We start from the raw sequence: 23,205 nt of genomic DNA, 5'->3' as shown, positions 1-23,205 counted from the left end.
AAACAACACGCCCTGAGTCTTGCGCTCAGGGCGCTTTGGTGAGGCTGACGGCACTCCGTGGCAACACCCTCACCAAAGCGAATAACGAGAAAAATCATGAGCTATTTCGACGACAACGAAGACCGGCCTTGGTGCTCGCGCCCCTGCGCGTGGCATCAAGCACCTGGCCCGATGAGGCGAAGAAGTGGGCACACCTGAGGAATGTGGAGGTGTCGGCTGTCGTCGGCACGCCCGAGGAACGGCGCGCCGCGCTCAAGCGCCCGGCCACGATTTACGCCACCAACTACGACAACTTGCCGTGGCTGGTCGAGCATTTCGGTGATCGCTGGCCTTTCCGCAAGGTGGTGGCCGATGAATCGACGAAGCTCAAGTCCTTCCGCCTGAAGCAGGGCGGAAAGCGCGCGCACTCGTTGGGTCGTGTCGCGCATTGCAAGATCGACCGCTTCATTGAATTGACCGGCACGCCCAGCCCGAACGGATTGCAGGACTTGTGGGGGCAGGCGTGGTTCCTCGACAAGGGCGTGCGCCTGGGGCGCAGCTTCGAGGCATTCAAGGCGCGGTGGTTCCAGTCCATCTAGGTGGGCAGTGATCGCCATGCCACGCGCCTCGATCCGTTGCCGTTTGCTCAGGAGCAGATCGAAGACAGGATGCGCGACCTTTGCCTGTCGCTGGATGCGCGCGACTACTTTGACATTTCCGAGCCCATCGTGAATGTCATCCGCGTGGAGCTGCCGGCCAAGGCCCGCCGCCTGTACAAGGACATGGAACGCGAGATGTTCCTCGCGTTGGAATGCGGCACCGAAGTGGAAGCCTTCAACGCGGCCAGCAAAACGATCAAATGCCTGCAGCTCGCCAACGGCGCGATCTACACCGACGACACGTGCAGTGCGTGGGCCGACATCCACGACGTGAAGCTGCAAGCGCTTGAGGACGTGATCGAGGAAGCGGCCGGCATGCCGGTGCTGGTGGCGTATCACTTCAAGAGTGATCTTGCCCGCCTGCAGCGTGCCTTCCCGAAAGCTCGCGCCTTGGACAAAGACCCGCAAACCATCCGCGACTGGAACGCGGGGAAGATCCCGGTCTTGTTCGCGCACCCAGCCAGCGCCGGCCACGGCCTCAACTTGCAGGACGGTGGCAACATCCTCGCCTTCTTCGGTCACTGGTGGGATCTGGAGAAGTACATGCAAATCATCGAGCGCATCGGCCCCACGCGCCAGGCGCAAGCCGGGCACGATCGCCCGGTGTTCATTCACCACATCGTTGCTGCCGACACTGTGGACGAGCTAATTATGGCCCGCCGCGATAGTAAGCGCGAAGTGCAAGACCTACTGCTTGAAGCAATGAAAAGAAAGGGATTGAAATGATTGCGAACTATACGAAGCAATGCGCTCGTTGCGATCGCGCGCTGGACGACTTGGAAAAATGCGATTGCGAACCTAAAACTACAACGTCCGCGCTTGCCACTCAAGTGGCTGGCAACCACTACAAGAATTTGAAGATTCAGCCGATCGAATACATCCACGCAAACGGCATCCCATTCGCCGAGGGCAGCGTCATCAAGTACGTCACGCGCTGGCGCGAGAAGGGCGGCACCAAGGATTTGGAAAAGGCTCGCCACTTCATCGATCTGCTGATTGAATTGGAGTCCCGCAATGGCTGACGAAATCGACTTGGCTCAGGATCGCGAGGAAATTGCCCGCGTAGATGCCATCCGGCGAGCGACCAAGCCGCTTGAACCTGGCATGCCAGGCGAGTGCGACCTGTGCGGTGAATGGTCCGGCCGCTTGGTGCGCGGCGCCTGCGCACCGTGCCGGGACAAGTGGAGGCTGCCGTAATGTTTCTGGATGAAAACGAAGTCGAAGAACTGTCCGGGAAGCAGCGCCGACCTGCCCAAGTGCGCGCGCTCTCCTTCATGGGCATTGAACACAAGCTGCGTCCAGACGGCAGTATCGCCGTGTTGCGCGCTCATGTCGAGAAGCTGTTCGGCGAGGGTGTAGTATCAAAGACCAAGCGTAAAACCGAGCCACGCTTTGACCTGGTGAACTGACATGCCGCCAAAGAGAAAAGCCGAGAACCGCAAGCTGCCGGCGCGCTGGGTGCAAAAGCATGGTGCTTTCTACTACCTGCCACCGTCTGAGGTGCGCGATCAGTGGGACGGCAAGACTTGGTTCCGGCTTGGCGCAACTCTGCCAGAAGCCTACCGGGCGTGGGCCGAGCGTGCCGGCACGCCCAGGAAGGCAACCACCATCGGTGCACTGCTGGATCGCTATGCGCTCGAGGTCGTGCCGACCAAGGCCCCGAAGACGAAAACCGAGAACCAGCGCCATATCGCCGCGCTGCGGCCTGCGTTCGCCACCGTCGCGCTGAGCGATCTGGAACCTCAGCACGTCTATCAGTACGTGGACAAGCGTACCGCCAAGACCGCGGCCAAGCGCGAGGTCGAAGTCCTGAGCCACGCATTTACCAAGGCAGTGCAGTGGGGATGGATCAAAGCCCACCCTTCAAAGGCGAGGTCAGGCTGGAAGGCCGGCCGCCGCGCGATCGCTACGTCGAGGACTGGGAACTGATCGAGGCAATGTCGATGTCCAGCAAGAGGCGCAAGGGCAGCGTGAAGATGATACAGGCATACCTACGCCTGAAGATGCTGACCGGCTTGCGCAAGGGAGATATCCTCCATTTGACCAAGGCGGATTGCCAGGAAGATGGGATTCACGTCCAACCCTCAAAAACCCGCAAGAAGACCGGCAAACGTCTGATCTACGAGTGGACGCCCGAACTGCGCGCGGCAGTCGATGATGCCGTGGTCGTGCGGCCCGCGCTGTCACATTACCTGTTTTGCAACAGGTTTGGCCGCCCGCTATTCGAAGAGGCAAAAGGAACCACCAAGGGATTCGATACGGTTTGGCAATCCTTCATGGAAAGGCTGCTCAAGGAATCCAAGGTGGCGGAGCGTTTCACCGAGCACGATCTGCGGGCCAAGGTGGGCAGCGATGCGGAGAGTTTGGCGCGTGCCCAACAACTTCTTGCGCATGCTGATGCACGCACAACGAAGCGGATTTATCGTCGGAAACCGGAGCGCATTAAACCGGCAGGAAGCTGAATCTATTAGACAAATCGGATTTACTAGACAAGAGCATGGCGCAAAGCCTTACGCAATAAAGGTTTCCGACTTGCTCGGTCTGGTTCGATCCCAGTACCGTCCACCAGAATCAGAAAGCCAGCCTTGTGCTGGCTTTTTTGTTTCCGGGATTGAGACACACCAACCCGGTAGTTTTCCGTCCTCGTTGAATCGCCTCGATTGCCCCAAATATGCGTCACGCGAACCACGCGTAGCGTAACGGAGCGGATGGTGACCACAATTCGATAAAGAGGAAACTGCCGCGAAGCTCTTGTCAGCCGCAAAGGCTATTGGCTATTGGCTATTGGCTATTGGCCGAACCGGGCCTCTTCGACGGCAAGGACGCCAAGGTGCACTTTTGGCTACGCCCGCGCATTCGCGACCGCATATCCGGCCGTTCCGATTCACCCGGAACGCGTGCTCGTCATCGTTCACATTCCCGATTTCGCTCACCAGATCTACGGTTCAATGCCAGACAATCAGCCACTTCACACGGCAGGGGCGCGTGGTTCGATTCCGGTACCGTCTCGCCAGAATTCATCAAAACAAAAAGGACTTGCGCAAGTCCTTTTTGTTTTGTGCCGAGTTTGCACGTTTCGTTTCTACAATTTCCCCGATTTGATAAGCGCATTCCCCGCGCGCCGCGCTTGCTCGATTGCGTCGTCATAGGTCGCAAGCGGCACTTCGGATGCGTGGTGTTTTTCAAGCACGCATTTGAAGTCCTGGCTTTGTTCATCGAATTTCATGATGGTGACAAAGGGATCCCACATGCCGGACTCCGACAATTCGTAGGCAAAAAAACGCAGTTGATAATCCCCGATCGTTTCATACGCCATGGCAGCCTCTTGACGGTTGGATAAAGTCTAGCAAGCCTGCACAAGCATCTTGTTGATACCTGTCATGATGTAACCAGGATGGCGGAAAAACGCGATGCCTGCCTGGATGCATTGCTCACAGGATAGTGCAAAAGGGCATTTCGTTCGCAGGATTTAAATGGAACTTGATTGCAAAATACACATCAAAATATTCCTGCGGTACATTTTCATGCCGGATATTCGAGAAGGAGTTTCGCCATGATGGAGAGAGGTGAACTTCAGCAGAGGCTCAGTCATATCGAGCAGACCATCCATCACGCGTCGGAAGCGTGTCAACATGCGATTCTGCTGCCCATGCATTTGAAGGACTGCATTCAGCAGCTGGATGAAAAATCCTGGCACGCGAAGCAGATGATGCAACAGATGCCGGACGAGAACAGCATTCGTCAGTGCATTGACGATCTGGAGGAGGTTGGCGATCAGGCGCGGGATGCGTGTGAACGGAACGAGACGGTGGATCCGGAAATCAGGGACGCGGTCATGCAGGCCCATCGCGAGCTGTCCGATCTGAAGCATCAGTTGCATTGAGCGATCGGACGGCGAGGCAGAAATGAAACGGGCCTTGATCCGGCAAGCGGATCAAGGCCCGTGACAATACCGCATGTTCAAGCCGTTATTCGTTATTTGCCTGCCACGACATCCGGCAGCACCACATTCACGTCCAGCACTTCCAGGTTGCCTTGCCGGTCGAGGGAAATCTTGATGTCGTCGGCATTGACCTTGGCATACTTGGAGATCACCGCGATCAGTTCCTTGTGCAGCGCCGGCAGGAAGTCGGGACCGTCCAAACCGTTGCGCTCGCGCGCGATGATGACCTGCAGGCGTTCCTTGGCTGCACTCGCGCTTTTCGGCTTGGTGTTGAATAAGAAAGATAGTAGCGCCATGGTTACTTGCCTTTAAAAATGCGCTGGAACAGGCCAGGCTTTTCATAGGTGGTGAAGCGCAGCGGAACTTCCAGACCGAGAAAGCGCGATATCACATCCTGATAGGCTTCCGCGACGTCGCTGCCGGTCATGTGAATGGCCGGATTGCCCTGGTTGGAGGCATGCAGGACAGACTCGGATTCGGGGATGATGCCGATCAGCGGAATGCGGAGGATTTCCTGCACGTCGGTGTAGGACAGCATCTCGCCGGCTTCAACGCGCTTGGGCACGTAGCGGGTGATCAGCAGGTGTTCCTTGACCGGTTCGCCGCCGTTTTGCGCGCGGCGCGACTTGGCCTGGATGATGCCGAGGATGCGGTCGGAGTCGCGTACGGAGGATACTTCCGGGTTTGTGACGACGACGGCTTCGTCGGCGAAGGTGAGCGCCATGACCGCGCCGTGTTCGATACCCGCGGGCGAGTCGCACACGATGTACTCGAAATCCATCTTTGCCAGTTCGTTCAGCACGCGCTCGACGCCTTCTTCGCTCAATGCATCCTTGTCGCGCGTCTGCGAGGCGGGCAGCACGAACAGGTTTTCGCAGTGCTTGTCCTTGATCAGTGCCTGGTTGAGCGTGGCTTCATTGTTGATCACATTGATGAGGTCGTACACGACGCGGCGCTCGCAGCCCATGATCAGATCGAGGTTGCGCAGACCGACGTCGAAGTCGATCACGGCCGTTTTATGCCCGCGCAAAGCCAAGCCTGACGCGAAACTGGCGCTGGAGGTGGTTTTGCCGACGCCGCCTTTGCCGGACGTTACAACAATGATTTTTGCCACAAACAGACTCCTTTTGGAAAATTAAATCAAGCTCGCGTATGAATGGAGAGCACGTCGATCCGGTCGCCATTGAGGCGGACCTGGGCCGGTTTGTTGGCCAGGTCCTTCGGCAAGCCGTTTTCAAATGTTCGATAGATGCCGGCAATGGAAACCAGCTCGGCTTCCATGCTCAACGTAAAAACCCGCGCGCTGGCGTCGCCGCTGGCACCAGCCAAAGCGCGGCCCCGCAACGGAGCATAAATGTGAATGCTGCCGTCCGCAATCAGTTCGGCGCCGTTGTTGACGACTGCCGTCACGATGAGGTCCGATCCGCGCGCATAGATGCGCTGGCCGGCGCGTACCGGCGTGTCGATGATCATGGCACCGGATGACGCGGGTGCCTGGACGGCAGGCGCCGCCTTTGGTTCGGCGGGAGCAGGGGCCGGTGCGACTTCCTCCTCCGCTGGCTGGCGCGGTTTGGCGACAACGTCGATGCTCAAGCCGTTTGCAATGATGTCCGCTTCCATCTCGGGCGGCGCATTGCGTACCGCTACCGGGTTGAGGCTGTATGAATTGAAAAGCCGGATCAGGGCAGGCCAGTCGATGCCGTTGTTCGGGATGTCGCAAGAGGCCAGATCGATGACGGCAAATTCGTGATCGAAATAATCGGAGACACCGCCAGTCATTGTCTTCAGCGCGGACTCCAATACATCGAGGCCGGATTCATGCAGGATTGCAGAAACCGCCACTACTGTTGAAATCTTGATCTCTATCGGCTTGTTTGCTTGATTCTTTGGCATAAAAACTGACTTTGGTGGACGCTTTTCCGGCCGTTCGGCGATGTGCTGTCGCATTGTAAATGCAAAATGTGCCAATCCCGCCGATACGAAAACGGGCCGCGTCAATGGCGGCCCGACAGTGTTGGTCAGAGCATTCATCCTGAAGCAAACAAGCTGACGAATCCCGCTCCCATCACTCGCGATTTTCGGCGTCAATTATACCTGTGGAAAGGTGCGGAAACTCAAGGTTTACGGGGGTTTGGAGCGCAAAGGCAGCGCTGGACAGCAGGGCATCAAAGGTCGGTGCGGAGCGCAAACAACTCCGGAAACAGCACGATGTCCAGCATCTTGCGCAGATAGTGCACACCAGCCGTACCTCCGGTTCCGGTCTTGAAGCCGATGATGCGTTCTACCGTCGTGACATGCCGGAAGCGCCAGAAGCGGAATGCGGTTTCCAGATCGACCAGTTTCTCTGCCAGTTCGTAGAGCGCCCAGTGCCTGGCCGGTTCGCGGTACACATGCAGCCATGCCGCCTTGACGGAAGCGTTGGCCGCAGTTGGCTGCGTCCAGTCTGCAGCCAGTCGCTGCTGGTCGATGATGAAACCCTCGCGCGCCAGCAGCATGATGGCTTCGTCATACAGCGATGGGGTGTGGAGCGCCTTGTCGAGGCGCGCATGGGCTTCCGGTGAGGCGGCATGGATCTGAAGGAGGGCTGAATTCTTGTTGCCGAGAATGAACTCGATCTCGCGATACTGGGGCGACTGGAACCCGGACGAATGACCGAGGTAGGGGCGGATCGATGAGTATTCGGACGGCGTCATGGTCGCCAGCACGTCCCAGGCATGGACCAGCTGGTCCATGATTCGCGCCACGCGGCTAAGCATCTTGAACGCCGGCTGCAAGTCGCTGCAATGGAGCTGATCGCGTGCCGCATCAAGCTCGTGCAGCATCAGCTTCATCCACAGCTCGGTGGTCTGGTGCTGCACAATGAACAGCATCTCGTTGTGGTCGGGCGAGCGTGGATGCTGGGCGGAGAGTATCTGGTCGAGGGCGAGGTAGTCGCCATAGCTCATCGACTGGCTGAAGTCAACGTGCGCGCCGTGCCAGGAGTCGGAATCGGGCTTGTCGGTATCCATCGCGGTATCCCTCGGATTTCGGGTAAGAGCTTCGCGCTATGCCTCGACGTCGAGTCACTACTTGTCCGGAACGTCCTTGAGCGGACGCAGGATTGCGCGCACCGGACTCGCATCCATGCTGCCCAGCTTGAGCGGCAGTGCGATCAATTCATAGTCGCCCTCCGGCACCGCATCCAGCACGATGCCTTCCAGGATTGCCATGCCATGCGCATGCACTGCGTGATGTGCATCCATTGTCTTTGACTCCTGCGGGTCGAGCGAAGGTGTGTCGATGCCGATCAGCGTGATGCCGTGCGCGGCAAGCAGTGCGATGGTTTCCGCTGCCACGCCGGCAAAATCGGCATCCCAATCTGCTTGTGGTGCGGTTGCATACGTGCGCAGCAGGATGCGTGGCGGCACATTGTCCAGCGCATGGGCGACGTGACGCGGCTCGACGATGCCCGCGCCGATGCAATGCACGACGCGGCATGGCCCGATATAGGCATCCAGCGCGACGGCATCGATCGATATGCCGCACGGTTCGTAATGGGACGGTGCATCGCAATGCGCGCCGGTGTGCGTGGACAGCGTGATGCGGCTGACACTGACAGGGCAACCGTCTGCGATCTGCCATGTGGCTTCCGCCGTGAAGCGCGTATCTCCGGGCCACATCGGCATCGCATGTGTGATCAGCGGAGTGATGTCCCAGAGCGTATTCGGAGTATTCGAATGCATGCGATTACTCATGCTGCAATGAGGTCAATGCTGAATGCATGGTGCATGATCGCAGATCAATGCCGCCCGGCGATCGAAGCGAGCTGTCGGCTGGAGGTTGCGGTGTCAACGCGCCGGCACTTTCTCGCTCAACCGCCAGTACTTCCGCAACAGCTCGACGATGTTGAGATCGATGCCGGTTGCCATGCCGCTCCAGAGCCCGTTTCGCTTTTCCATGCGATTCATGCGACGCCACCTGATATTTACTTCCTGCACCGGGATTCCATGTTCGCGATACGCGATCACCTCCGCGGCAATGTTCGGATCGTCTTGAAAAAACAGCCATTCTTCGACAAAGCGCGACTGGAGACGCTCAAGCTCGTGACATGCCTCTTCCGGAGCAGGGCAACGGATTTCATCCCGGGTCGGCGGATAGTCAATCGTCCATTGGCCATATACGTCGTCCTCTATGCTGCGGTACAAGCGAGTGGCGCGGTTGGCGTAGAAATTCTCAATCATGAAAAACGCCGCAGAAAAATAGTGGCCTTTCGCCTCGATGTGCCAGCCATAGATGTCGGCGTTGGATTCGTAATAGAACAACGCAAACACGCAACCCAGTTTCTCTCGCGAACAGGAAATGTAGAACTTGGGTTGCATTGTTTCCTCGTCTGACTCTGAAGATCAGGGGGCGATCCGACGGAAGAGCAATGCACCTCGTTGAGCCCGCGTCTTTGCACCTCCTGATCCAATGCGTGTGGCGATAGCCGATGCGCCGTTTGCGCATGGAGCCTTTATGCACGTTTATCTAAGCATAGACAGCGGGGGCATCGGCTGGTTCGCCATGCGCGGAAGCGACAGGATGCGCGCAGGGCAAGACTGACGAGGGCGCGTTCATATTTCTCTTCTGAAATAACGAAAGGAAGGAGGCCGTGTCCGCCTCGCTGCACTCCATATGCAGCGCGCAATGCACCGGACCTGAACCGCTGCACCGAACTTATCGAATTCGATTCAATCCAAGTTGATTAGCGATTTTCGGGAAGATTACGGATAAATGTTGTGAAGATCCGCAGGGGCTTCAGCGGATGAAGGGAGACAGACATGAATCAGCCGCAAAAGCTGGCACTGATCACTGGCGGCATGGACGGCTTGGGCGAGGCTATCTGCCGAAAATTGTTCCAATCCGGCTACAAGATTGTCGCCACCTATTCCCCGCACAATGATCAGGCTCCTGCATGGCTGGAAGAACAGGCAAGGCAGGGCTTCGATTTTTCGGCATGCCGGATCGATGTTGCCGATTTCCGTTCTTGCGAAACCGGAGTGATGCAGGTCATTGCCGATGCCGGGCGTATCGACGTGCTCGTCAACAATGCCGGGATCACGCGCGACGTATCAATGAAGAAGATGACGGTGGACGATTGGCATGCGGTCATGCGCACCAACCTCGATAGCGTATTCAACATGACCAGGTTGACGTTGCACGGAATGATGGAAAACCAGTGGGGCCGCATTATCAACATTTCCTCGGTCAATAGCCAGAAGGGCGCCTTCGGGCAGGCAAATTATTCGGCTGCGAAGGCCGGCATGCACGGATTCACCAAGGCGCTTGCACAGGAAGTGGCATCCAGGGGCATCACGGTCAATACCGTTTCTCCCGGCTATTTGCGCACGAAAATGGTCAAGCAGATTTCACAGGAAGTACTCGAGAAAAAGATTCTTCCGGATATCCCCGTCGGGCGGCTGGGCGAACCGGATGAGGTGGCCAACCTGATTGCCTATCTATGCTCCGACGAGGCTGCCTTCATCACGGGAGCCAATATCGCGATCAATGGCGGCCAGCATATGTATTGAGTGAGTGTGTGAGGTACCGAGTGGCTCTACGCATTGCACGTCATCCGGCATGCGAATGCGAGGGCAGCAGGAATTTTCATATGCAGTATTTCTTTCATTTCTCCAGGAGGTCAACATGCGAACTGAAGCCAGCCCGTTGGTGACGATGTACCAGGCGCAACTGGACGCATCCAGGCGATTTGCCGATGCATTCTTTTCCAGCGCAGAGAAGATCGATCACATCTTCATTGAATCGACTCGTCGCACCATTGAGCGTCAGCTGAAATTTGCACAGGCCATGGCGGGCGTGCGCGACTCGCAGGACGCGGCCACGAGGCTCCGATCGGATTTTTTCGCCCGAGGGCCGAATGATGCAGTGAGCGATCAGAAAGAGATCATGAGCGTTTTTGCCGAAATGCAGAATGAACTCGGCCAGTCTCTGCACGATTATGTGGAACAGCTGGGAGTCCAGACCGGCACCGCGCCGATGGCAGCAACCGAGGTGACGCAGAATCCATCCGATGCAGCCGGCAATCCATTGGCGGGCATGTATTCGGTATGGGAATCGATTTTCAAGGAAGCCATTGCGGTTGCCGGCAAGAATATGCTGGCAGCACAAGCCACGATCGACGAAAGCACTAGGCGGAGCATGGGCACGGCAGAAAATCTGGCATCTGCAGTCAGCGATAGCACAAGCGGATTGACAGCCGCGCATTGGATGCAAGGCCTCGGCGCAAGCGATGCGCACCAGGGACCATCCGGCCGGAAAAGCTCGTCAGGCAGCAAACACAGATGACGGAAGGCTCGCAGCGGCGGCTGTGTAAATGAAAACAGCCCGGTCCGGGAGGGACTGGGCTGGCAGGTGTTTAGCTGGCGCGCGAATGGCGCCGGCCGGGCTTGCCTGGCTGCGCTCAGGCGCTTGCCAGTTGCCCCCAATCGGAGTCGGGAGACTCCTTCTGTTCGGCGGCTTGCTTCGATTTCTTCGCTGCGACTTGTTTGGCACGCGAGCTTGACGGCGGCAGGCGGCGCAAGGTTTTCAGCGCATCCGGATCCTTGATGCCGATGGAGCGCTGATCAACGGTGATCAAACCGATTTCATTAAAGGCGGACAATGTGCGGCTCACGGTTTCCAGCGTCAGGCCGAGATAGCTGCCGATTTCATGGCGAGTCATGCGCAGGTTGAAGAGCTTGCTCGAATACCCCATGTCCGCATAGCGCTCCGACAGCGACACGAGAAAGCGTGCCACGCGTGCTTCGGCGCTCAGAGCGCCGAGCATGCTGACCATGGCCTGTTCTCGCACCAGTTCGCGGCTCATCACGCTGTACATGGCATGTTCGAACTCAACATGCACGCGTCCCAAAGCGGTAAGTTTCTTGAATGGAAGAAGAATCAAATCGCAATTCGACAGTGCCACCGCTTCAGAAGCATAACGTTTGGTGTGAATGCCATCGACGCCAAACAAATCCCCCTTCATCGGAAAGCTGAGAACCTGTTCGTTGCCGAACTCGTCGATGAGCACGGTTTTCAGGAAACCGGAATGCACGATATACAGGGTATCGAAAGGTTGGCCGATCGTATGAATGCGCTGCCCTGTTTTGAATTGCACATGCTGAAACAGCAGCTCTTCGTCGGTATGTGCAGCCACATGCGGGATACGCAGCACTTCACACAGTTCCTTGAGGTTGGACCAGAGCTTGCCCTGCCGTTGCCATCCCGTTTCCAAGGAAGATGAATGCAAAGTCGAAGAGGGGGACTCGGGCCGGATTTCAGGCAATGGCGTGGACAGCATGATCATCTCCTATTCAAGTTAAAGCGAATTTGATTTCCCGTGACAGCTTCAGTCCACCATCCCAATCCAGTGTGTAATTTTTCGCATGTTGATTACTGGAATATTTCTTTGTAGTGCTAGATTTAATCCAGAGGCCTTGACTAGTTGCTTGTCATTCATGCTTGTTTTGAAGTGGTCAGTATCGCAACCGCAACAGGCAATTGCTATCGGGGGGCGCTGAATTGAAATGTAGGAAGGACGACAGGCCTGTAGGATTTATCCTACATTCAGACGTAAATTTTGCTTACGTTCTCAGCCTGTAACCTTGTCAGAGACGGCACTTGCGCCGTCGGAATATGCTGACAGCAGGCAACTTGTGGAGTTGCTGTATGGCAATGCGAGGAAGAAAAAGCAGAGCGCTATCGTGAAGAGTGGCCTGCATGAGAAGAATCTCTAGTTCTTTTTAGTTTTTCAATGGATTCAGCAGGCGATGCTGGACCGCATATTGCACCATTTCAGCCAGTGAATTCATGCCCATTTTTTGCAGGATGCGAGTCTTGTGCGTGCTGACCGTCTTGGCGCTCAAGTGCAGCAAATCTGCAATATCGGTGATCGACTTTCCGTTCACCAGCAGCGTGAAGACTTCAAATTCGCGGTTGGATAGCTGTTTATGCGGCAAATCCTCGGTGGATGGCATCGCATCCATCGCCAGCTGTTCGGCGACTTCGAGGCTGATATAGGGGCGTCCCGCTGCGACTTTCCTGATGGCACTGACCAGCTGCGTACCTGCACTTTCCTTGGTCAGATAGCCGCGTGCGCCGGCGCGAATCGCGCGGACTGCGTATTGTTCTTCTTCGTGCATCGTCAGAATCAGGATCGGCAGCTTCGGCATCTCATCCTTGATTTGACGAATCAGTTCGACGCCGCTGCGGCCCGGCATCGACAGATCGAGCATCAACAGGTCGAATCCTCCGCGTCTGACATGGGCGAGGGCTTCAAAGCCATCGACTGCTTCACCCACCACTTCAATATCATCTGCGCCATCGAGAATCCGTTTGAGTCCTTCACGCATGATGGTGTGATCATCGGCAATAACAATACGTATCATGGTTTGTTATTCATTGAAGGGGCAGGGGATCGACCGGAATGGACAAGTGAATCCCGACGCCTTGGGGGTTGATATTTTCGATGGTAATTGTACCGCCCAAAACGACAATGCGTTCCTGCATTGCAATCAATCCATAACAGCCGGGTTTGTCCTCGTTGTTCGGCCCGATGCCCACTCCATCATCCCGCACCATGACTTCCAGCCGCCCTTCCGCATGCCGGAGCGCTATCCACACGTTGTTTGCGCCCGAATGCTTCTCGACATTCGAGAGACTTTCCTGGATCACGCGAAACACGGCCGATTCCACCGGGTCGCCCAATTTTGCCTTCATGCCGACGCCGTCAACCCGGCATTTGATGCCTGTTTTCTTTTGAAAGTTGTCGCCCATCCATTCCACAGCCGGCATCAAGCCGAAGTCATCGAGCAGCGGCGGTCGCAATGTCGATGCCATGCATTTGGTCATTGTGATGACCTTGTCCAGCATGCTTTGCATTTGCGCCACACGCGCCGGAACATGGGTATTGGTAGTCGGCAGGCTGTTCTCAAGCCAGTCAAGATCGAGCTTCAAGACACTCAATCGCTGGCCGATATCATCGTACAGTTCACGCGAGAACCGCCTTTTCTCCACTTCGCTTGCCTGTTGCGACGACACGGCGAGCCGGCGCAGTTCGGACGTGCGCGGCAAGCGACGCTTTCGATTCACGCCGATCTGCGCATCGAGATTGCGCAAGACGGCGACCAGAAAGGTCTCGGCATGCAGCGTGATGCGCGACACACAGGCGTTGACGGAAAACTCCTCGCCGTTTGCGTGGACTCCACGCAAACTCAGTCGGGTCCGTTTCCCATTCACGCGTATTGCGGAAAATCTTTCCATGCGCCGCTCTTGCTCGGCTCCGATTCGTGTTGGCAACAGAATATTCACCGACTTGTCCAGCAACAGGCTGGCCGGATAGCCAAACATGCGCTCCGTCTTGTGATTGACGAGCACAATGCGGCACGCAGCATCCGTGACGATCACGCTATCGATGGCCGACTGTATGATCGACAGTAACGATGCTCCCGCCTTGTTGACGGGAAATCGTGAATGGGTGGTCACAGAATCAAGAAATCTTGACGAGCCGTGTTCCAGATGGGCAGTCATCACATTTCTCTGGGTAAGAGCCTCATGGTGGAAGTACTGCGGTCGCGAATTCGTCCCGGCGGTGCGGTCATGCATATCGCCTTCTGCTGCATTGTTCAGGACGTTGGCTCGATAGAGCAAGGTAGTCGGGACCGCTTGCAAGTTCATACTTGCAGGCTTGAAGAAATCCGGATTGAGATATAACAAGCGCGCTATTTCGCTAGCTCAAACGACAGGAAGAATGAGAGGTTCTGCGGTTCCTTTGCCAGTGGATCTGTTTGATTTCGGTCAACCAGGGCCGTCACTGATGCAGCACGCCGGAGCGCGAATCGCCCCGCTTGCGACTTGGAGGCTAACTGGTAGACTAACGTGGCTTGTGCGCATTGCGGGCAATGCGGAGAGAGAAGCAGGACTTCCCCTTACATATCCAAAAGAGCGCCATCAATGGAAATCCGCTTAGGCGACATCAGCCATATCATTCAACTGGCAATTGCCCCGGTTTTTCTCCTGACCGGCGTCGGCACAAATCTCGCTGTTCTCACCAACCGGCTGGCCAGAATCATTGATCGCACGCGCGTGCTGGAAGACAGGATCAAAGCGGCGGGAGCGGAGAATATCGAGTTGCTTTCGGAGCTGGAAACGCTTTTCCTCCGCGCGCATCTCATTCACCGTGCGATTACCCTGAGCACGTCGTGCGGACTCCTTGTCTGTCTGGTCATCGCGGCCCTGTTCGTGGGCGGCGCGTTGAATCTGGCGTTGGCCAATCTCATCGCCTTGTTCTTCGTGTTCGGAATGCTGTCGTTGATCGGCAGTTTCGTCTATCTGCTGCGCGAAATATTCGTCGCCACGCGAACGCTTTCGATGCGCCATATGCTGGTCACGAAGAAGTAATTCGCTCAATGCATGCGAGGAGTCTGCATTCGTTATTGCGATGGCGGGCACACGGCAGGAGCGACTTGACCCGGATCAAATGCGGGATGACGTTCTCGGTCCATACGAACGGTTGTCGAGCGATTCACGCCATGCACGCGTGATTTGCGCAAGAAAGCGGGACGCGCTGCCGTCAATATCGAGCTGAATTGCGTTCACCTTTGCTTTCATCAGATGCGGCAACAAGTGCAGCGCATTGCTGCTCGGCCCGGTTCCGGTCGCATAGCAGCTTTCATTTGCGGCCGCTTCCGAAGTAGCGCTATGGCCAATCACTGCACCTTGCAAACCACCGGTCGGCGTCGCACAGGAGTGCATCATGCCGAGGGGGCGCGTGTATTTATCGGCCTGGTCAAGGTTCGCAAGCCGGCCTGCCGTGATTATGCATCCGCGTCCGGAGACCGGTACCTCCAGCTCAATTTGCGTATCTCTCGCAAGCTCTTCAAGCAGGGGCAAGGAAAGTACGCGTGGCAGCACCACACGGGATAAGCCCAACTGCCGATCAAAAGCATTGATGGCATGGGCATTCAGCGCCCATTCAGGCAGTGCCAGATACCGGGGAAGGTGTGGGTGATGCGCCGCAGCGAATAGCATGAGCGCCGGATCGGACATGAGAATCGCATCGGCCCCAGACTGCGCAGCATAATCAATCATTTTGCACATGCGCTCCCAGTTCGATTGCGTGGCGTTTCCATGCAACGCAAGCACGACCTTGCAGAACCTGTGGTGGGCGTATCCTATTTCGCGAGCGAGAGCGGACTTGTCCGGGTTGAATGCGGTATTCCACGCGTGCATGTAGTGCAGTTGGACGCAATTCGCGCCGCTGTCGACCGCGATTCGCATCGTCGTCGGATCCTGAACCGTGCAGACCAATTCCATTTGATGTGCCGGCGATTTTTCGGGCGAGGTGGGGAGAGGGGTTTTTACGGACGCTTTTGTCATGATTGGTCTCCTTGCTTTCTATTGCAGCGAATTCAATCAGTCTTTGCAGTCACCGTCTTGTTGGCAAGACGTTAATCCTTCATGGCTGTTTGGGTGATGTTCATGGAAGGAATGAGCTTGTTTGTTTCTCTGTGGCAATTGTTGTCACTCTATCGAGGCTGGGAGTAACACGGTTGATCTTTATCAAGCAATGTTGCTTTGAGAAAACTTTATGCAAGGATAAAAATACACATCTGAACGTCGCTGTAAGGCAAAGGCGGGTTTGCCCCATTGACATGGATGTATGGGGTTTAAATGTGGCAGGCAACAAGGCTTTGTGCAGTCTTCAGAGGGTTATTGAAGCTATGAATTGCATAGTCCATTGCCGATCCGGAGTGCTGAATGTGAGTCGCGATTCGAGTGTGCATTAGCCGTCCATAGGTCGTGGCAGTGACTGATGGATTGATGTGCGTGCTGGATACGCCAGATGTATATGACGAACCTCGCCGCAGGGGGCACAATGTAACCGGCTCGGATGAAGGGGGAAGAGGTAACTCGGAAGTGCAGTTGAGCTTCGCATTAGCGGATGCGAATCAAGCGCCTGATATCCAAACGCATTTTCATTCCGGGAGCGGACCATCGGTTCCGCGTGTTGTGAAAACACAGAACGCGAGCGCCGAAAACAACAAAGCCCAACCTTTTGGGCTGGGCTCTGCGTTTGAGTCTTTTGGCTCCCCGACCTGGACTCGAACCAGGGACCTGCGGATTAACAGTCCGTCGCTCTACCGACTGAGCTATCAGGGAACAGAGCCGCTATTATAGGCGCACTTCGTTGCGAATGTCAAAACTTTGGAGAACTTTTTCATTCTTTGTTGAGCAGGTTTCGCATAACCCGCTCAACGTTGCCGAAATTTAAAGAACCTTGGCAATCGCATCGACGACTGCGTCGATGTTGCGCGAATTCAGAGCGGCCACGCAGATGCGGCCGGTATCGACAGCGTAGATCGAATATTCGTTACGCAGCCGCTCCACTTGCGCCTTGGTCAGGCCCGAGTAGGAGAACATGCCGCGCTGCTGGATGACGAAGTCGAAGTTGTGGTTCGGCGCTTTCTCCTTCAGATTCTGCACCAGTGCCTGGCGCATTTCGCGAATGCGCACACGCATGCCGGCGAGTTCCTCTTCCCACTGCTTGCGCAATTCCGGTGCGGAGAGCGCCGTGGCAACCACCTGGCCGCCGTGGATCGGCGGGTTGGAGTAGTTGGTGCGGATCACGCGCTTCAGTTGCGACAGCACGCGGGCGGCTTCTTCCGAACTGACGGCGACGATGCTCAATGCGCCGACACGCTCGCCATAGAGCGAGAACGATTTGGAGAAGGAGTTCGACACGAACAGCGGGCCGCCTGCTTCGGCGAAGCGGCGCACGACCTTGCCATCGGCTTCGATGCCGTCACCAAAACCCTGGTAGGCCATGTCGAGGAACGGAACCAGACCACGCTGCGTGACAACCTGGATCACCTGTGTCCACTGATCTTCGGTCAGATCGGCGCCGGTCGGGTTGTGGCAGCAAGCGTGCAGCACCACGATGGCGCCGGCCGGCATCTCATTCAATGCATTGAGCATGCCGGTGAAGTTGACGCCGCGCGTCGTTGCATCGTAATAGGGATAGTTGTTGACCGTGAAGCCGGCGAACTCGAACAGGGCGCGGTGGTTTTCCCAGCTTGGATCGCTGATCCAGACTTGAGCATTCGGAGAAAAGCGTTTGAGGAAGTCGGCACCAAGCTTCAGCGCACCGGTGCCGCCGAGCGCCTGAACGGTGATGGCGCGCTTTTCCTGCACCACGGCACTGTCGGCGCCGAATACCAGTTCCTGCACGGCCTTGTCATAGGCGGCAATGCCGTCGATCGGCAGATACGTGCGCGGCGATGCCTTTTCCATCAACTGCGCCTCCGCCTTTTGCACGCATGCCAGCAGCGGCACCTTGCCATTGTCATCGTAGTAGACGCCGACGCCGAGATTGACCTTGTTCGGATTCTTGTCGGCGTTGAAGGCTTCGGTGATTCCGAGAATCGGATCGCGGGGCGCCATCTCGATGGCGGAAAAGAGGGGGGCGGAAGTGGATTGAGTCATCGTGATAACATGAAAAATTGGCTGCAGACATACTGCTGTGCAGCAGGTTGTATTCAGTGCAAGACCATGAGTCCGGCGTTGACGTGCAACTAATCATTTTACCAAAGGTCGAATGCAGATGGCAGATTTATCCCATGTTCCCGGCACGATCGACGAAGACAAAATCGTCACCTTTCCGAATTCTCCATACCGCTTGTACCAACCATTTCCACCCGCCGGCGACCAGCCCGTCGCGATCGATAAATTGGTGGAAGGCATCGAGGACGGTCTCTCTTTTCAAACGCTTCTGGGAGTCACCGGCTCGGGCAAGACGTACACGATGGCCAATACCATCGCGCGCCTGGGACGGCCGGCAATCGTTTTCGCGCCGAACAAGACGCTTGCGGCACAGTTGTATAGCGAGTTTCGCGAATTCTTTCCGCAAAACGCGGTGGAATATTTCGTTAGCTACTACGACTACTATCAGCCCGAAGCCTATGTCCCGCAGCGGGATTTGTTCATTGAGAAAGATTCGTCCATCAACGAGCATATCGAGCAGATGCGTCTGTCATGCACGAAGTCGCTGATGGAGCGGCGCGACGTCGTGATCGTGGCGACTGTGTCGGCGATCTACGGTATCGGCAATCCGAACGAATACCATCAGATGATCCTTACCTTGCGCGCCAAGGACAAGGTGAGCCAGCGTGACGTCATCGCGCGCTTGATCCAGATGCAGTACACGCGTAATGAAGTCGATTTCGGACGCGGCACCTTTCGAGTGCGCGGCGATACGATTGACGTTTTTCCGGCGGAGCATGCCGAGCTGGCAGTGCGGATTGAAACCTTCGACGACGAAATCGAAAGTCTGCAATTGTTCGATCCATTGACAGGACGCGTGCGGCAGAAAATTCCGCGCTTCACCGTCTATCCCGGGTCGCATTACGTTACGCCGCGCTCGACCGTGTTGCGCGCGATTGAGACCATCAAGGACGAATTGCGAGAGCGCCTCGAATGGTTTCGAAAGGAAAGCAAGCTGGTCGAAGAGCAGCGGCTGGAGCAGCGCACACGCTTCGATCTGGAGATGATGCAGGAAATCGGATTCACCAAGGGCATCGAGAATTATTCCCGTCATTTGAGCGGCGCCAAGCCGGGTGAACCGCCGCCAACCCTGGTCGACTATCTGCCGCAGGATGCCGTGATGTTCTTGGACGAATCGCACGTGTTGCTCGGCCAGTTGAACGGTATGTACAACGGTGACCGCGCGCGCAAGACGAATCTGGTGGATTACGGTTTTCGCCTGCCGTCGGCATTGGACAACCGGCCGCTGCGCTTCGAGGAATTCGAAGGCAAGATGCGACAGACGGTGTTTGTCTCCGCAACGCCGGCGGATTATGAGCAGAAAAATGCAGGGCAGGTCGTGGAGCAGGTGGTTCGTCCGACCGGTCTGGTGGATCCGGCAATCATTGTGCGTCCGGCCAGTACGCAGGTAGATGATTTGATGTCGGAGATTACCGCGCGCGTGAAGAAGAATGAGCGCGTACTGGTGACTACGCTGACCAAGCGCATGGCGGAGCAATTGACGGAGTTCTTGAGCGAAAACGGCATCAAGGTACGTTATCTGCACAGCGATATCGATACGGTGGAGCGGGTCGAGATCATTCGCGATCTGCGCCTCGGCACGTTTGATGTACTGGTTGGCATCAATCTGCTGCGGGAAGGTCTGGACATACCCGAGGTATCGCTGGTCGCCATTCTGGATGCGGACAAGGAAGGCTTCCTGCGTTCCGAACGCAGCCTGATTCAGACGATCGGGCGGGCCGCGCGCAACCTCAACGGCACGGCGATCCTGTATGGCGACAAGGTGACCGATTCGATGCGTCGCGCAATCGATGAAACCGACCGCCGTCGCGCCAAACAGGTTGCCTTCAACACGGCCAACAACATCACGCCGCAAGGCGTCCGGAAGGAAATCCGGGAGTTGATCGATGGCGTCTACAATCCGCACGAGGCAAGGCAGGAGCAGCTTGCCGCGCAGGACCATGCGGATTACGAGGCGATGAGCGAGAAGCAGGTGAGCAAGGAAATCAAGCGCCTCGAAAAACTCATGATCGAGCATGCGAAGAATCTGGAATTCGAAAAGGCGGCGCAGGTGCGCGACCAGTTGCATCTGTTGAAGGAGCAACTGTTTGGCGCGCCGGGCGCGGACAACGTGGTGTCGATCATCGGGAAGTAGTCGTCGTTTCAAGCGGCATGCAAGGGCGTTGCCGTCGCGTGTTGCGGCTACAATCGCCTTTTCATTCCTCCCTGCTGTCATGTCTGAGCCAATTCCTGCAACGATTCTCGAAACCCTCGATCTGGCCGACGTCTCGTGGCGTCCGGTTCTTCTGAACGGATTGGAGGCGGTTGCGCAAACCGATCCAACTTACCTGCCATCATTGGGTCGGGATCCGTACCTGCCTACAGCGGGACGATTATTCGCCGCATTCACGATTCCATTGGATACGGTGCGTTACGTGCTCGTCGGCGAGGGACCCTATCCGCGCGAACAGAGCGCGACGGGTGTGTGCTTCATGGATGGTGCGGTGGAGTCGCTCTGGTCTGAAAAAGGCTTGTCGAAACAGGTCAACCGCGCTACGTCGTTGCGCAATTTCATGAAGATGCTGCTGGTCGCGGATGACATGCTCGCAGCGGACAAAACCTCTGGCGACGCACTTGCGCATGTCGCGCTGAAGACGCGCGCGATCGGTTCGTCTTTCATTCAGACCTTGACGTCCTTGCAGGCGAACCTGACGAAGCAAGGATTTCTTCTGTTGAACGCGTCGCTGGTATATCGTCCGAACGTGCCGCCTGCCAAGGATGCCAAGGCATGGCAGCCCTTCATGCGTACAGTACTTGCAGCGCTGATGGAGCACGCGGAAAAGGTCGACAGACAAGCGCCGACACTGGTCCTGTGGGGGAAAATCGCGGAGCAACTGCATGCCTTGCCTTTGGCCGAACGCTTCCCCAAAGCGGTATCCGAGCATCCATATAACCTTTCCTTCATCATCAATCCGACGATGCAGAAGCTGTTTCACCCGATGCGGCTGCTGCATGTGCAGCGCTGAATCGAGGTCGAATCGGATTGCGTCATTGACTGCCTGACTGTGGCCTGAACATATCCGGTTACAAATCAGCTTGCGCGAAACCTTGAAGGTTTGATCGCGAATAAAGCTCATCGAAAAATGCCATACGAAAATACGGTGCAATTCCTTGTTTTCAAAGGTGGGTATCGTGTTGAAAAAATGGCTGGGAAAGCAGCCGTATCCGCAAAGAGAGCCGCTGCCGATTCCTGAAGGGAATGTGCGCATCCTGTTTGTCTGCACAGGAAATATCTGCCGTTCCCCCACGGCGGAAGGCGTGATGCGCAAGTTCGTGCAACAGGCAGGGTTGCAGCATCTGGTCGTCGTCGATTCGGCCGGCACGCATGACTACTATGCCGGAGAGCCGCCCGATCCGCGAGCACAGGATGTCGCGCGGCGTCGCGGTTACGACTTGACGCCGTTGCGTGCACGGCAATTGGTGGTAACCGATTTCGAAACCTTCGATGTCTTGCTGGCGATGGATAAAAGCAACTTGGCGCTGTTGCAATGCATGTGTCCGGATCGATATCGTTCGAAGATCCGCCTCCTGATGAATTACGCCGACAAGAATTTGAGATCGCCTGTCATTCCCGACCCTTACGGTCGCGATCGTTCGGATTTCGAGATGGTGCTCGACTATATTGAGGATGCTTGCAAGGGCCTGATGCAGGCGGTTGCACGCAGCAATACGGCGGTGCGATAAAAGGACGATCGCCGCTCAGGCATCTGCTTTTTCGACAAGTTGATCTCTTCCCGATAACGTGTTGTGTGGAGCGCATGAGGCGACGCATCGCCACATGCGTTTTCGCAAGCCTCAACAGGCTGTAACAAATCCTTCATCCAAAGCATGTTTGTTACTGCGCAATACCAGCTTTTCCTCGTGTGAAATAGTTTTCCTTACATCGCTGCGAATATTCCTTTTGCGTCGGCATGGCAAGGCTTGGAGTACGAGATTCAATCCATGCCGAAGCGGTGATCACGTGCGGCGGCTTGTCGTCTGATGCCGTTCCGCGAGAAGGAGAAAATCATGAGAACAGCGGGTGCATTGACCATATTCATGGGCGTTCTCGCGGTTTCCGTGGCGTCCGCACAGGACCATGGCGATGCTCATGCTCCTGCCAGGCAGCAAGCGCAGGCTGACATTGTGGCGGCGTTGCCTGAAGATAAATCGGCTGGTATCGGGGGAGCGCAGCATGCGGATAGCGCGACCGGCACGCTCGCTTTCAAATTGCGCAGGGAACTGCGTGCCTTGCTGTCCTCTGGCGCAGCCGCTGCCCATACTCAACATGTCGCCCGCCTTGACGATGATGCAAAGGTGTCATCCTCGGATGAGATGCCGGATTCCGCGAACGCGAGGTCGGAACCGTTGGTGCGCGGCTATTCATCACGTCCGGTCGGACCGGGGGTGTCATCGTTTTTGATTCGCAGTCCGGATACGAAGCTGGAGCGGCCTTCGTTCTACAGTCGAGATGCCTATTCCCGGCGACTGTTTCTCGTTCCTGCACCGAACTGGATGCTGCAAATCAGCCGAGGCCATGTGAGTAGTCTGGATCAGCTTGACCCGGGCGGGGACGTTCGGCGCAGCATCATTTCGGCCTCATATAACAGCCAGTTTGACGAAGGCGGTTGGCAGACGACGCTGGCATGGGGCCGTCATGGCGGCAGGTTCCGCGAAAGCACCATGGGTTATCTCGCCGAATCGAGTCTGCGGATTGCCAGGCTGCACACCGTGTTCGGGAGGCTGGAACAGGTCGGCAGCAATGACTTGTTGCGCGAGAACGAGTCGATGCAGAGGCAACTGTTCAAGATGAACAAGCTGACCATCGGCTATGTCTACGACGCTGGATCCGGCGGTCCGGTCAGGTTCGATATTGGCGGCATGGTGAGCCGACATGCCGTGCCGCAGGAGATGGCGTCAACATACGGGACGGCCCCGACGGCATACTGGATGTTCATACGTTTGAAATTGCAGTAGCGGGTAGGGCGGCCTACACTATTCGTACAGGACAGCGTTCACGGATTGCCT

General features: G+C 56.5%; 26 protein-coding genes and 1 tRNA gene. 14 read left to right on the top strand and 13 right to left on the bottom strand.

Annotated features, from left to right (window positions below; genetic code table 11):
- Positions 1–38 precede the first annotated feature (38 nt).
- From D3870_RS22770 to D3870_RS22750, 6 genes are all read left to right on the top strand, one after another.
- Positions 39–578, top strand: coding sequence for an SNF2-related protein (locus tag D3870_RS22770; protein WP_340638441.1), 540 nt, complete (start codon positions 39–41; stop codon positions 576–578).
- Complete coding sequence (locus tag D3870_RS22765; protein ID WP_242489943.1) at positions 579–1,364, top strand: DEAD/DEAH box helicase; 786 nt, start codon at positions 579–581, stop codon at positions 1,362–1,364.
- Between the two features lie 104 nt (positions 1,365–1,468).
- Complete coding sequence (locus D3870_RS22760) at positions 1,469–1,660, top strand: DUF3310 domain-containing protein (RefSeq protein WP_242489942.1); 192 nt, start codon at positions 1,469–1,471, stop codon at positions 1,658–1,660.
- A gap of 174 nt (positions 1,661–1,834) precedes the next feature.
- A complete protein-coding gene (locus D3870_RS11250; protein WP_158590435.1) occupies positions 1,835–2,047 on the top strand; it encodes a DUF4224 domain-containing protein in 213 nt (70 codons plus the stop codon).
- 1 nt (position 2,048) lies between these two features.
- Entirely contained in the window at positions 2,049–2,567 is a 519-nt protein-coding gene (locus tag D3870_RS22755) for a hypothetical protein (RefSeq protein WP_242489941.1), read from the top strand.
- Positions 2,568–2,641: 74 nt separating this feature from the next.
- Positions 2,642–3,100 (top strand): tyrosine-type recombinase/integrase, encoded by a 459-nt coding sequence (locus D3870_RS22750; protein ID WP_242489940.1) that lies wholly within the window; start codon positions 2,642–2,644, stop codon positions 3,098–3,100.
- A 620-nt stretch (positions 3,101–3,720) separates the two neighbouring features.
- Here D3870_RS22750 and D3870_RS22315 read toward each other — a convergent pair.
- Complete coding sequence (locus D3870_RS22315) at positions 3,721–3,954, bottom strand: hypothetical protein (protein WP_119739145.1); 234 nt, start codon at positions 3,952–3,954, stop codon at positions 3,721–3,723.
- Between the two features lie 168 nt (positions 3,955–4,122).
- On the opposite strand from D3870_RS22315, the gene D3870_RS11230 reads away from it, so the two are divergent.
- Entirely contained in the window at positions 4,123–4,521 is a 399-nt protein-coding gene (locus D3870_RS11230) for a hypothetical protein (protein ID WP_242489939.1), read from the top strand.
- Positions 4,522–4,613: 92 nt separating this feature from the next.
- Here D3870_RS11230 and minE read toward each other — a convergent pair whose 3' ends face one another.
- From minE to D3870_RS11200, 6 genes are all read right to left on the bottom strand, one after another.
- Complete coding sequence (gene minE / locus D3870_RS11225) at positions 4,614–4,877, bottom strand: cell division topological specificity factor MinE (protein WP_119739142.1); 264 nt, start codon at positions 4,875–4,877, stop codon at positions 4,614–4,616.
- Positions 4,878–4,879: 2 nt separating this feature from the next.
- The gene (minD, locus tag D3870_RS11220; protein ID WP_119739140.1) at positions 4,880–5,695 is read right to left on the bottom strand and encodes a septum site-determining protein MinD; all 816 of its coding nucleotides are present in this window, start codon (positions 5,693–5,695) and stop codon (positions 4,880–4,882) included.
- Positions 5,696–5,721: 26 nt separating this feature from the next.
- A complete protein-coding gene (minC, locus tag D3870_RS11215) occupies positions 5,722–6,474 on the bottom strand; it encodes a septum site-determining protein MinC (RefSeq protein WP_119741972.1) in 753 nt (250 codons plus the stop codon).
- A 272-nt stretch (positions 6,475–6,746) separates the two neighbouring features.
- The gene (gene kynA, locus D3870_RS11210; protein WP_119739138.1) at positions 6,747–7,589 is read right to left on the bottom strand and encodes a tryptophan 2,3-dioxygenase; all 843 of its coding nucleotides are present in this window, start codon (positions 7,587–7,589) and stop codon (positions 6,747–6,749) included.
- Positions 7,590–7,646: 57 nt separating this feature from the next.
- Positions 7,647–8,303 (bottom strand): arylformamidase, encoded by a 657-nt coding sequence (gene kynB / locus D3870_RS11205; protein ID WP_119739136.1) that lies wholly within the window; start codon positions 8,301–8,303, stop codon positions 7,647–7,649.
- 105 nt (positions 8,304–8,408) lie between these two features.
- The gene (locus tag D3870_RS11200) at positions 8,409–8,939 is read right to left on the bottom strand and encodes a hypothetical protein (RefSeq protein WP_147375770.1); all 531 of its coding nucleotides are present in this window, start codon (positions 8,937–8,939) and stop codon (positions 8,409–8,411) included.
- Positions 8,940–9,380: 441 nt separating this feature from the next.
- Between D3870_RS11200 and phbB the strand changes: the two genes are divergently transcribed.
- Positions 9,381–10,130, top strand: a complete 750-nt coding sequence (gene phbB, locus D3870_RS11195) for an acetoacetyl-CoA reductase (protein WP_119739132.1) — start codon at positions 9,381–9,383, stop codon at positions 10,128–10,130.
- A 115-nt stretch (positions 10,131–10,245) separates the two neighbouring features.
- Positions 10,246–10,905 (top strand): phasin family protein, encoded by a 660-nt coding sequence (locus D3870_RS11190; protein ID WP_158590434.1) that lies wholly within the window; start codon positions 10,246–10,248, stop codon positions 10,903–10,905.
- A gap of 115 nt (positions 10,906–11,020) precedes the next feature.
- On the opposite strand, the gene D3870_RS11185 is transcribed toward D3870_RS11190, so the two are convergent.
- The 3 genes from D3870_RS11185 to D3870_RS11175 all read right to left on the bottom strand — a co-directional run bounded on the left by D3870_RS11185 (position 11,021) and on the right by D3870_RS11175 (position 14,127).
- Positions 11,021–11,899 carry a Crp/Fnr family transcriptional regulator gene (locus D3870_RS11185; protein WP_422879647.1) on the bottom strand — a complete coding sequence of 293 codons (879 nt, stop codon included), beginning with the start codon at positions 11,897–11,899 and terminating at the stop codon, positions 11,021–11,023.
- Positions 11,900–12,341: 442 nt separating this feature from the next.
- Complete coding sequence (locus tag D3870_RS11180) at positions 12,342–12,986, bottom strand: response regulator (RefSeq protein ID WP_119739126.1); 645 nt, start codon at positions 12,984–12,986, stop codon at positions 12,342–12,344.
- Positions 12,987–12,996: 10 nt separating this feature from the next.
- Positions 12,997–14,127 carry a sensor histidine kinase gene (locus D3870_RS11175; RefSeq protein WP_158590433.1) on the bottom strand — a complete coding sequence of 377 codons (1,131 nt, stop codon included), beginning with the start codon at positions 14,125–14,127 and terminating at the stop codon, positions 12,997–12,999.
- Positions 14,128–14,550: 423 nt separating this feature from the next.
- Between D3870_RS11175 and D3870_RS11170 the strand changes: the two genes are divergently transcribed.
- The gene (locus D3870_RS11170) at positions 14,551–14,997 is read left to right on the top strand and encodes a DUF2721 domain-containing protein (protein ID WP_119739122.1); all 447 of its coding nucleotides are present in this window, start codon (positions 14,551–14,553) and stop codon (positions 14,995–14,997) included.
- A gap of 75 nt (positions 14,998–15,072) precedes the next feature.
- Here the strand turns inward: D3870_RS11170 and D3870_RS11165 are convergent, their stop codons facing one another.
- The 3 genes from D3870_RS11165 to D3870_RS11155 all read right to left on the bottom strand — a co-directional run bounded on the left by D3870_RS11165 (position 15,073) and on the right by D3870_RS11155 (position 18,081).
- The gene (locus D3870_RS11165; protein ID WP_119739121.1) at positions 15,073–15,975 is read right to left on the bottom strand and encodes a peptidase U32 family protein; all 903 of its coding nucleotides are present in this window, start codon (positions 15,973–15,975) and stop codon (positions 15,073–15,075) included.
- Positions 15,976–16,682: 707 nt separating this feature from the next.
- Positions 16,683–16,758 (bottom strand) — tRNA-Asn (locus D3870_RS11160).
- A gap of 108 nt (positions 16,759–16,866) precedes the next feature.
- Complete coding sequence (locus D3870_RS11155) at positions 16,867–18,081, bottom strand: amino acid aminotransferase (RefSeq protein ID WP_119739119.1); 1,215 nt, start codon at positions 18,079–18,081, stop codon at positions 16,867–16,869.
- Between the two features lie 118 nt (positions 18,082–18,199).
- Between D3870_RS11155 and uvrB the strand changes: the two genes are divergently transcribed.
- The 4 genes from uvrB (at position 18,200) to D3870_RS11135 (ending at position 23,154) form a co-directional block, all read left to right on the top strand.
- Positions 18,200–20,293, top strand: coding sequence for an excinuclease ABC subunit UvrB (gene uvrB / locus D3870_RS11150; RefSeq protein ID WP_119741970.1), 2,094 nt, complete (start codon positions 18,200–18,202; stop codon positions 20,291–20,293).
- Positions 20,294–20,372: 79 nt separating this feature from the next.
- On the top strand, positions 20,373–21,164 hold the full coding sequence (locus D3870_RS11145; RefSeq protein ID WP_119739117.1) for a uracil-DNA glycosylase family protein: 792 nt from the start codon (positions 20,373–20,375) through the stop codon (positions 21,162–21,164).
- A gap of 214 nt (positions 21,165–21,378) precedes the next feature.
- Entirely contained in the window at positions 21,379–21,882 is a 504-nt protein-coding gene (locus tag D3870_RS11140) for a low molecular weight protein-tyrosine-phosphatase (protein ID WP_199710759.1), read from the top strand.
- 324 nt (positions 21,883–22,206) lie between these two features.
- Positions 22,207–23,154 carry a hypothetical protein gene (locus tag D3870_RS11135; RefSeq protein WP_147375768.1) on the top strand — a complete coding sequence of 316 codons (948 nt, stop codon included), beginning with the start codon at positions 22,207–22,209 and terminating at the stop codon, positions 23,152–23,154.
- Positions 23,155–23,205 lie beyond the last annotated feature (51 nt).

Origin of the sequence: Noviherbaspirillum cavernae, assembly GCF_003590875.1 — a bacterium.
Classification (GTDB): domain Bacteria; phylum Pseudomonadota; class Gammaproteobacteria; order Burkholderiales; family Burkholderiaceae_D; genus Noviherbaspirillum; species Noviherbaspirillum cavernae.
This window is presented reverse-complemented; position numbering and strand designations above follow the sequence as displayed.

Excerpts from the sequence above, each read along its gene's own strand:
- D3870_RS22315 (WP_119739145.1), bottom strand. The coding sequence starts at position 3,954 with ATGGCGTATGAAACGATCGGGGATTATCAACTGCGTTTTTTTGCCTAC.
- D3870_RS11185 (WP_422879647.1), bottom strand. The coding sequence starts at position 11,899 with ATGCTGTCCACGCCATTGCCTGAAATCCGGCCCGAGTCCCCCTCTTCG.
- uvrB (WP_119741970.1), top strand. The coding sequence starts at position 18,200 with ATGGCAGATTTATCCCATGTTCCCGGCACGATCGACGAAGACAAAATC.
- D3870_RS11175 (WP_158590433.1), bottom strand. The coding sequence starts at position 14,127 with ATGACTGCCCATCTGGAACACGGCTCGTCAAGATTTCTTGATTCTGTG.
- kynB (WP_119739136.1), bottom strand. The coding sequence starts at position 8,303 with ATGCATTCGAATACTCCGAATACGCTCTGGGACATCACTCCGCTGATC.
- D3870_RS22750 (WP_242489940.1), top strand. The coding sequence starts at position 2,642 with ATGCTGACCGGCTTGCGCAAGGGAGATATCCTCCATTTGACCAAGGCG.
- kynA (WP_119739138.1), bottom strand. The coding sequence starts at position 7,589 with ATGGATACCGACAAGCCCGATTCCGACTCCTGGCACGGCGCGCACGTT.
- minC (WP_119741972.1), bottom strand. The coding sequence starts at position 6,474 with ATGCCAAAGAATCAAGCAAACAAGCCGATAGAGATCAAGATTTCAACA.
- D3870_RS11170 (WP_119739122.1), top strand. The coding sequence starts at position 14,551 with ATGGAAATCCGCTTAGGCGACATCAGCCATATCATTCAACTGGCAATT.
- D3870_RS11180 (WP_119739126.1), bottom strand. The coding sequence starts at position 12,986 with ATGATACGTATTGTTATTGCCGATGATCACACCATCATGCGTGAAGGA.
- D3870_RS11135 (WP_147375768.1), top strand. The coding sequence starts at position 22,207 with ATGAGAACAGCGGGTGCATTGACCATATTCATGGGCGTTCTCGCGGTT.
- D3870_RS11190 (WP_158590434.1), top strand. The coding sequence starts at position 10,246 with ATGCGAACTGAAGCCAGCCCGTTGGTGACGATGTACCAGGCGCAACTG.
- D3870_RS11250 (WP_158590435.1), top strand. The coding sequence starts at position 1,835 with ATGTTTCTGGATGAAAACGAAGTCGAAGAACTGTCCGGGAAGCAGCGC.
- D3870_RS11200 (WP_147375770.1), bottom strand. The coding sequence starts at position 8,939 with ATGCAACCCAAGTTCTACATTTCCTGTTCGCGAGAGAAACTGGGTTGC.
- D3870_RS11145 (WP_119739117.1), top strand. The coding sequence starts at position 20,373 with ATGTCTGAGCCAATTCCTGCAACGATTCTCGAAACCCTCGATCTGGCC.
- minE (WP_119739142.1), bottom strand. The coding sequence starts at position 4,877 with ATGGCGCTACTATCTTTCTTATTCAACACCAAGCCGAAAAGCGCGAGT.
- phbB (WP_119739132.1), top strand. The coding sequence starts at position 9,381 with ATGAATCAGCCGCAAAAGCTGGCACTGATCACTGGCGGCATGGACGGC.
- D3870_RS11155 (WP_119739119.1), bottom strand. The coding sequence starts at position 18,081 with ATGACTCAATCCACTTCCGCCCCCCTCTTTTCCGCCATCGAGATGGCG.
- D3870_RS11165 (WP_119739121.1), bottom strand. The coding sequence starts at position 15,975 with ATGACAAAAGCGTCCGTAAAAACCCCTCTCCCCACCTCGCCCGAAAAA.
- D3870_RS22755 (WP_242489941.1), top strand. The coding sequence starts at position 2,049 with ATGCCGCCAAAGAGAAAAGCCGAGAACCGCAAGCTGCCGGCGCGCTGG.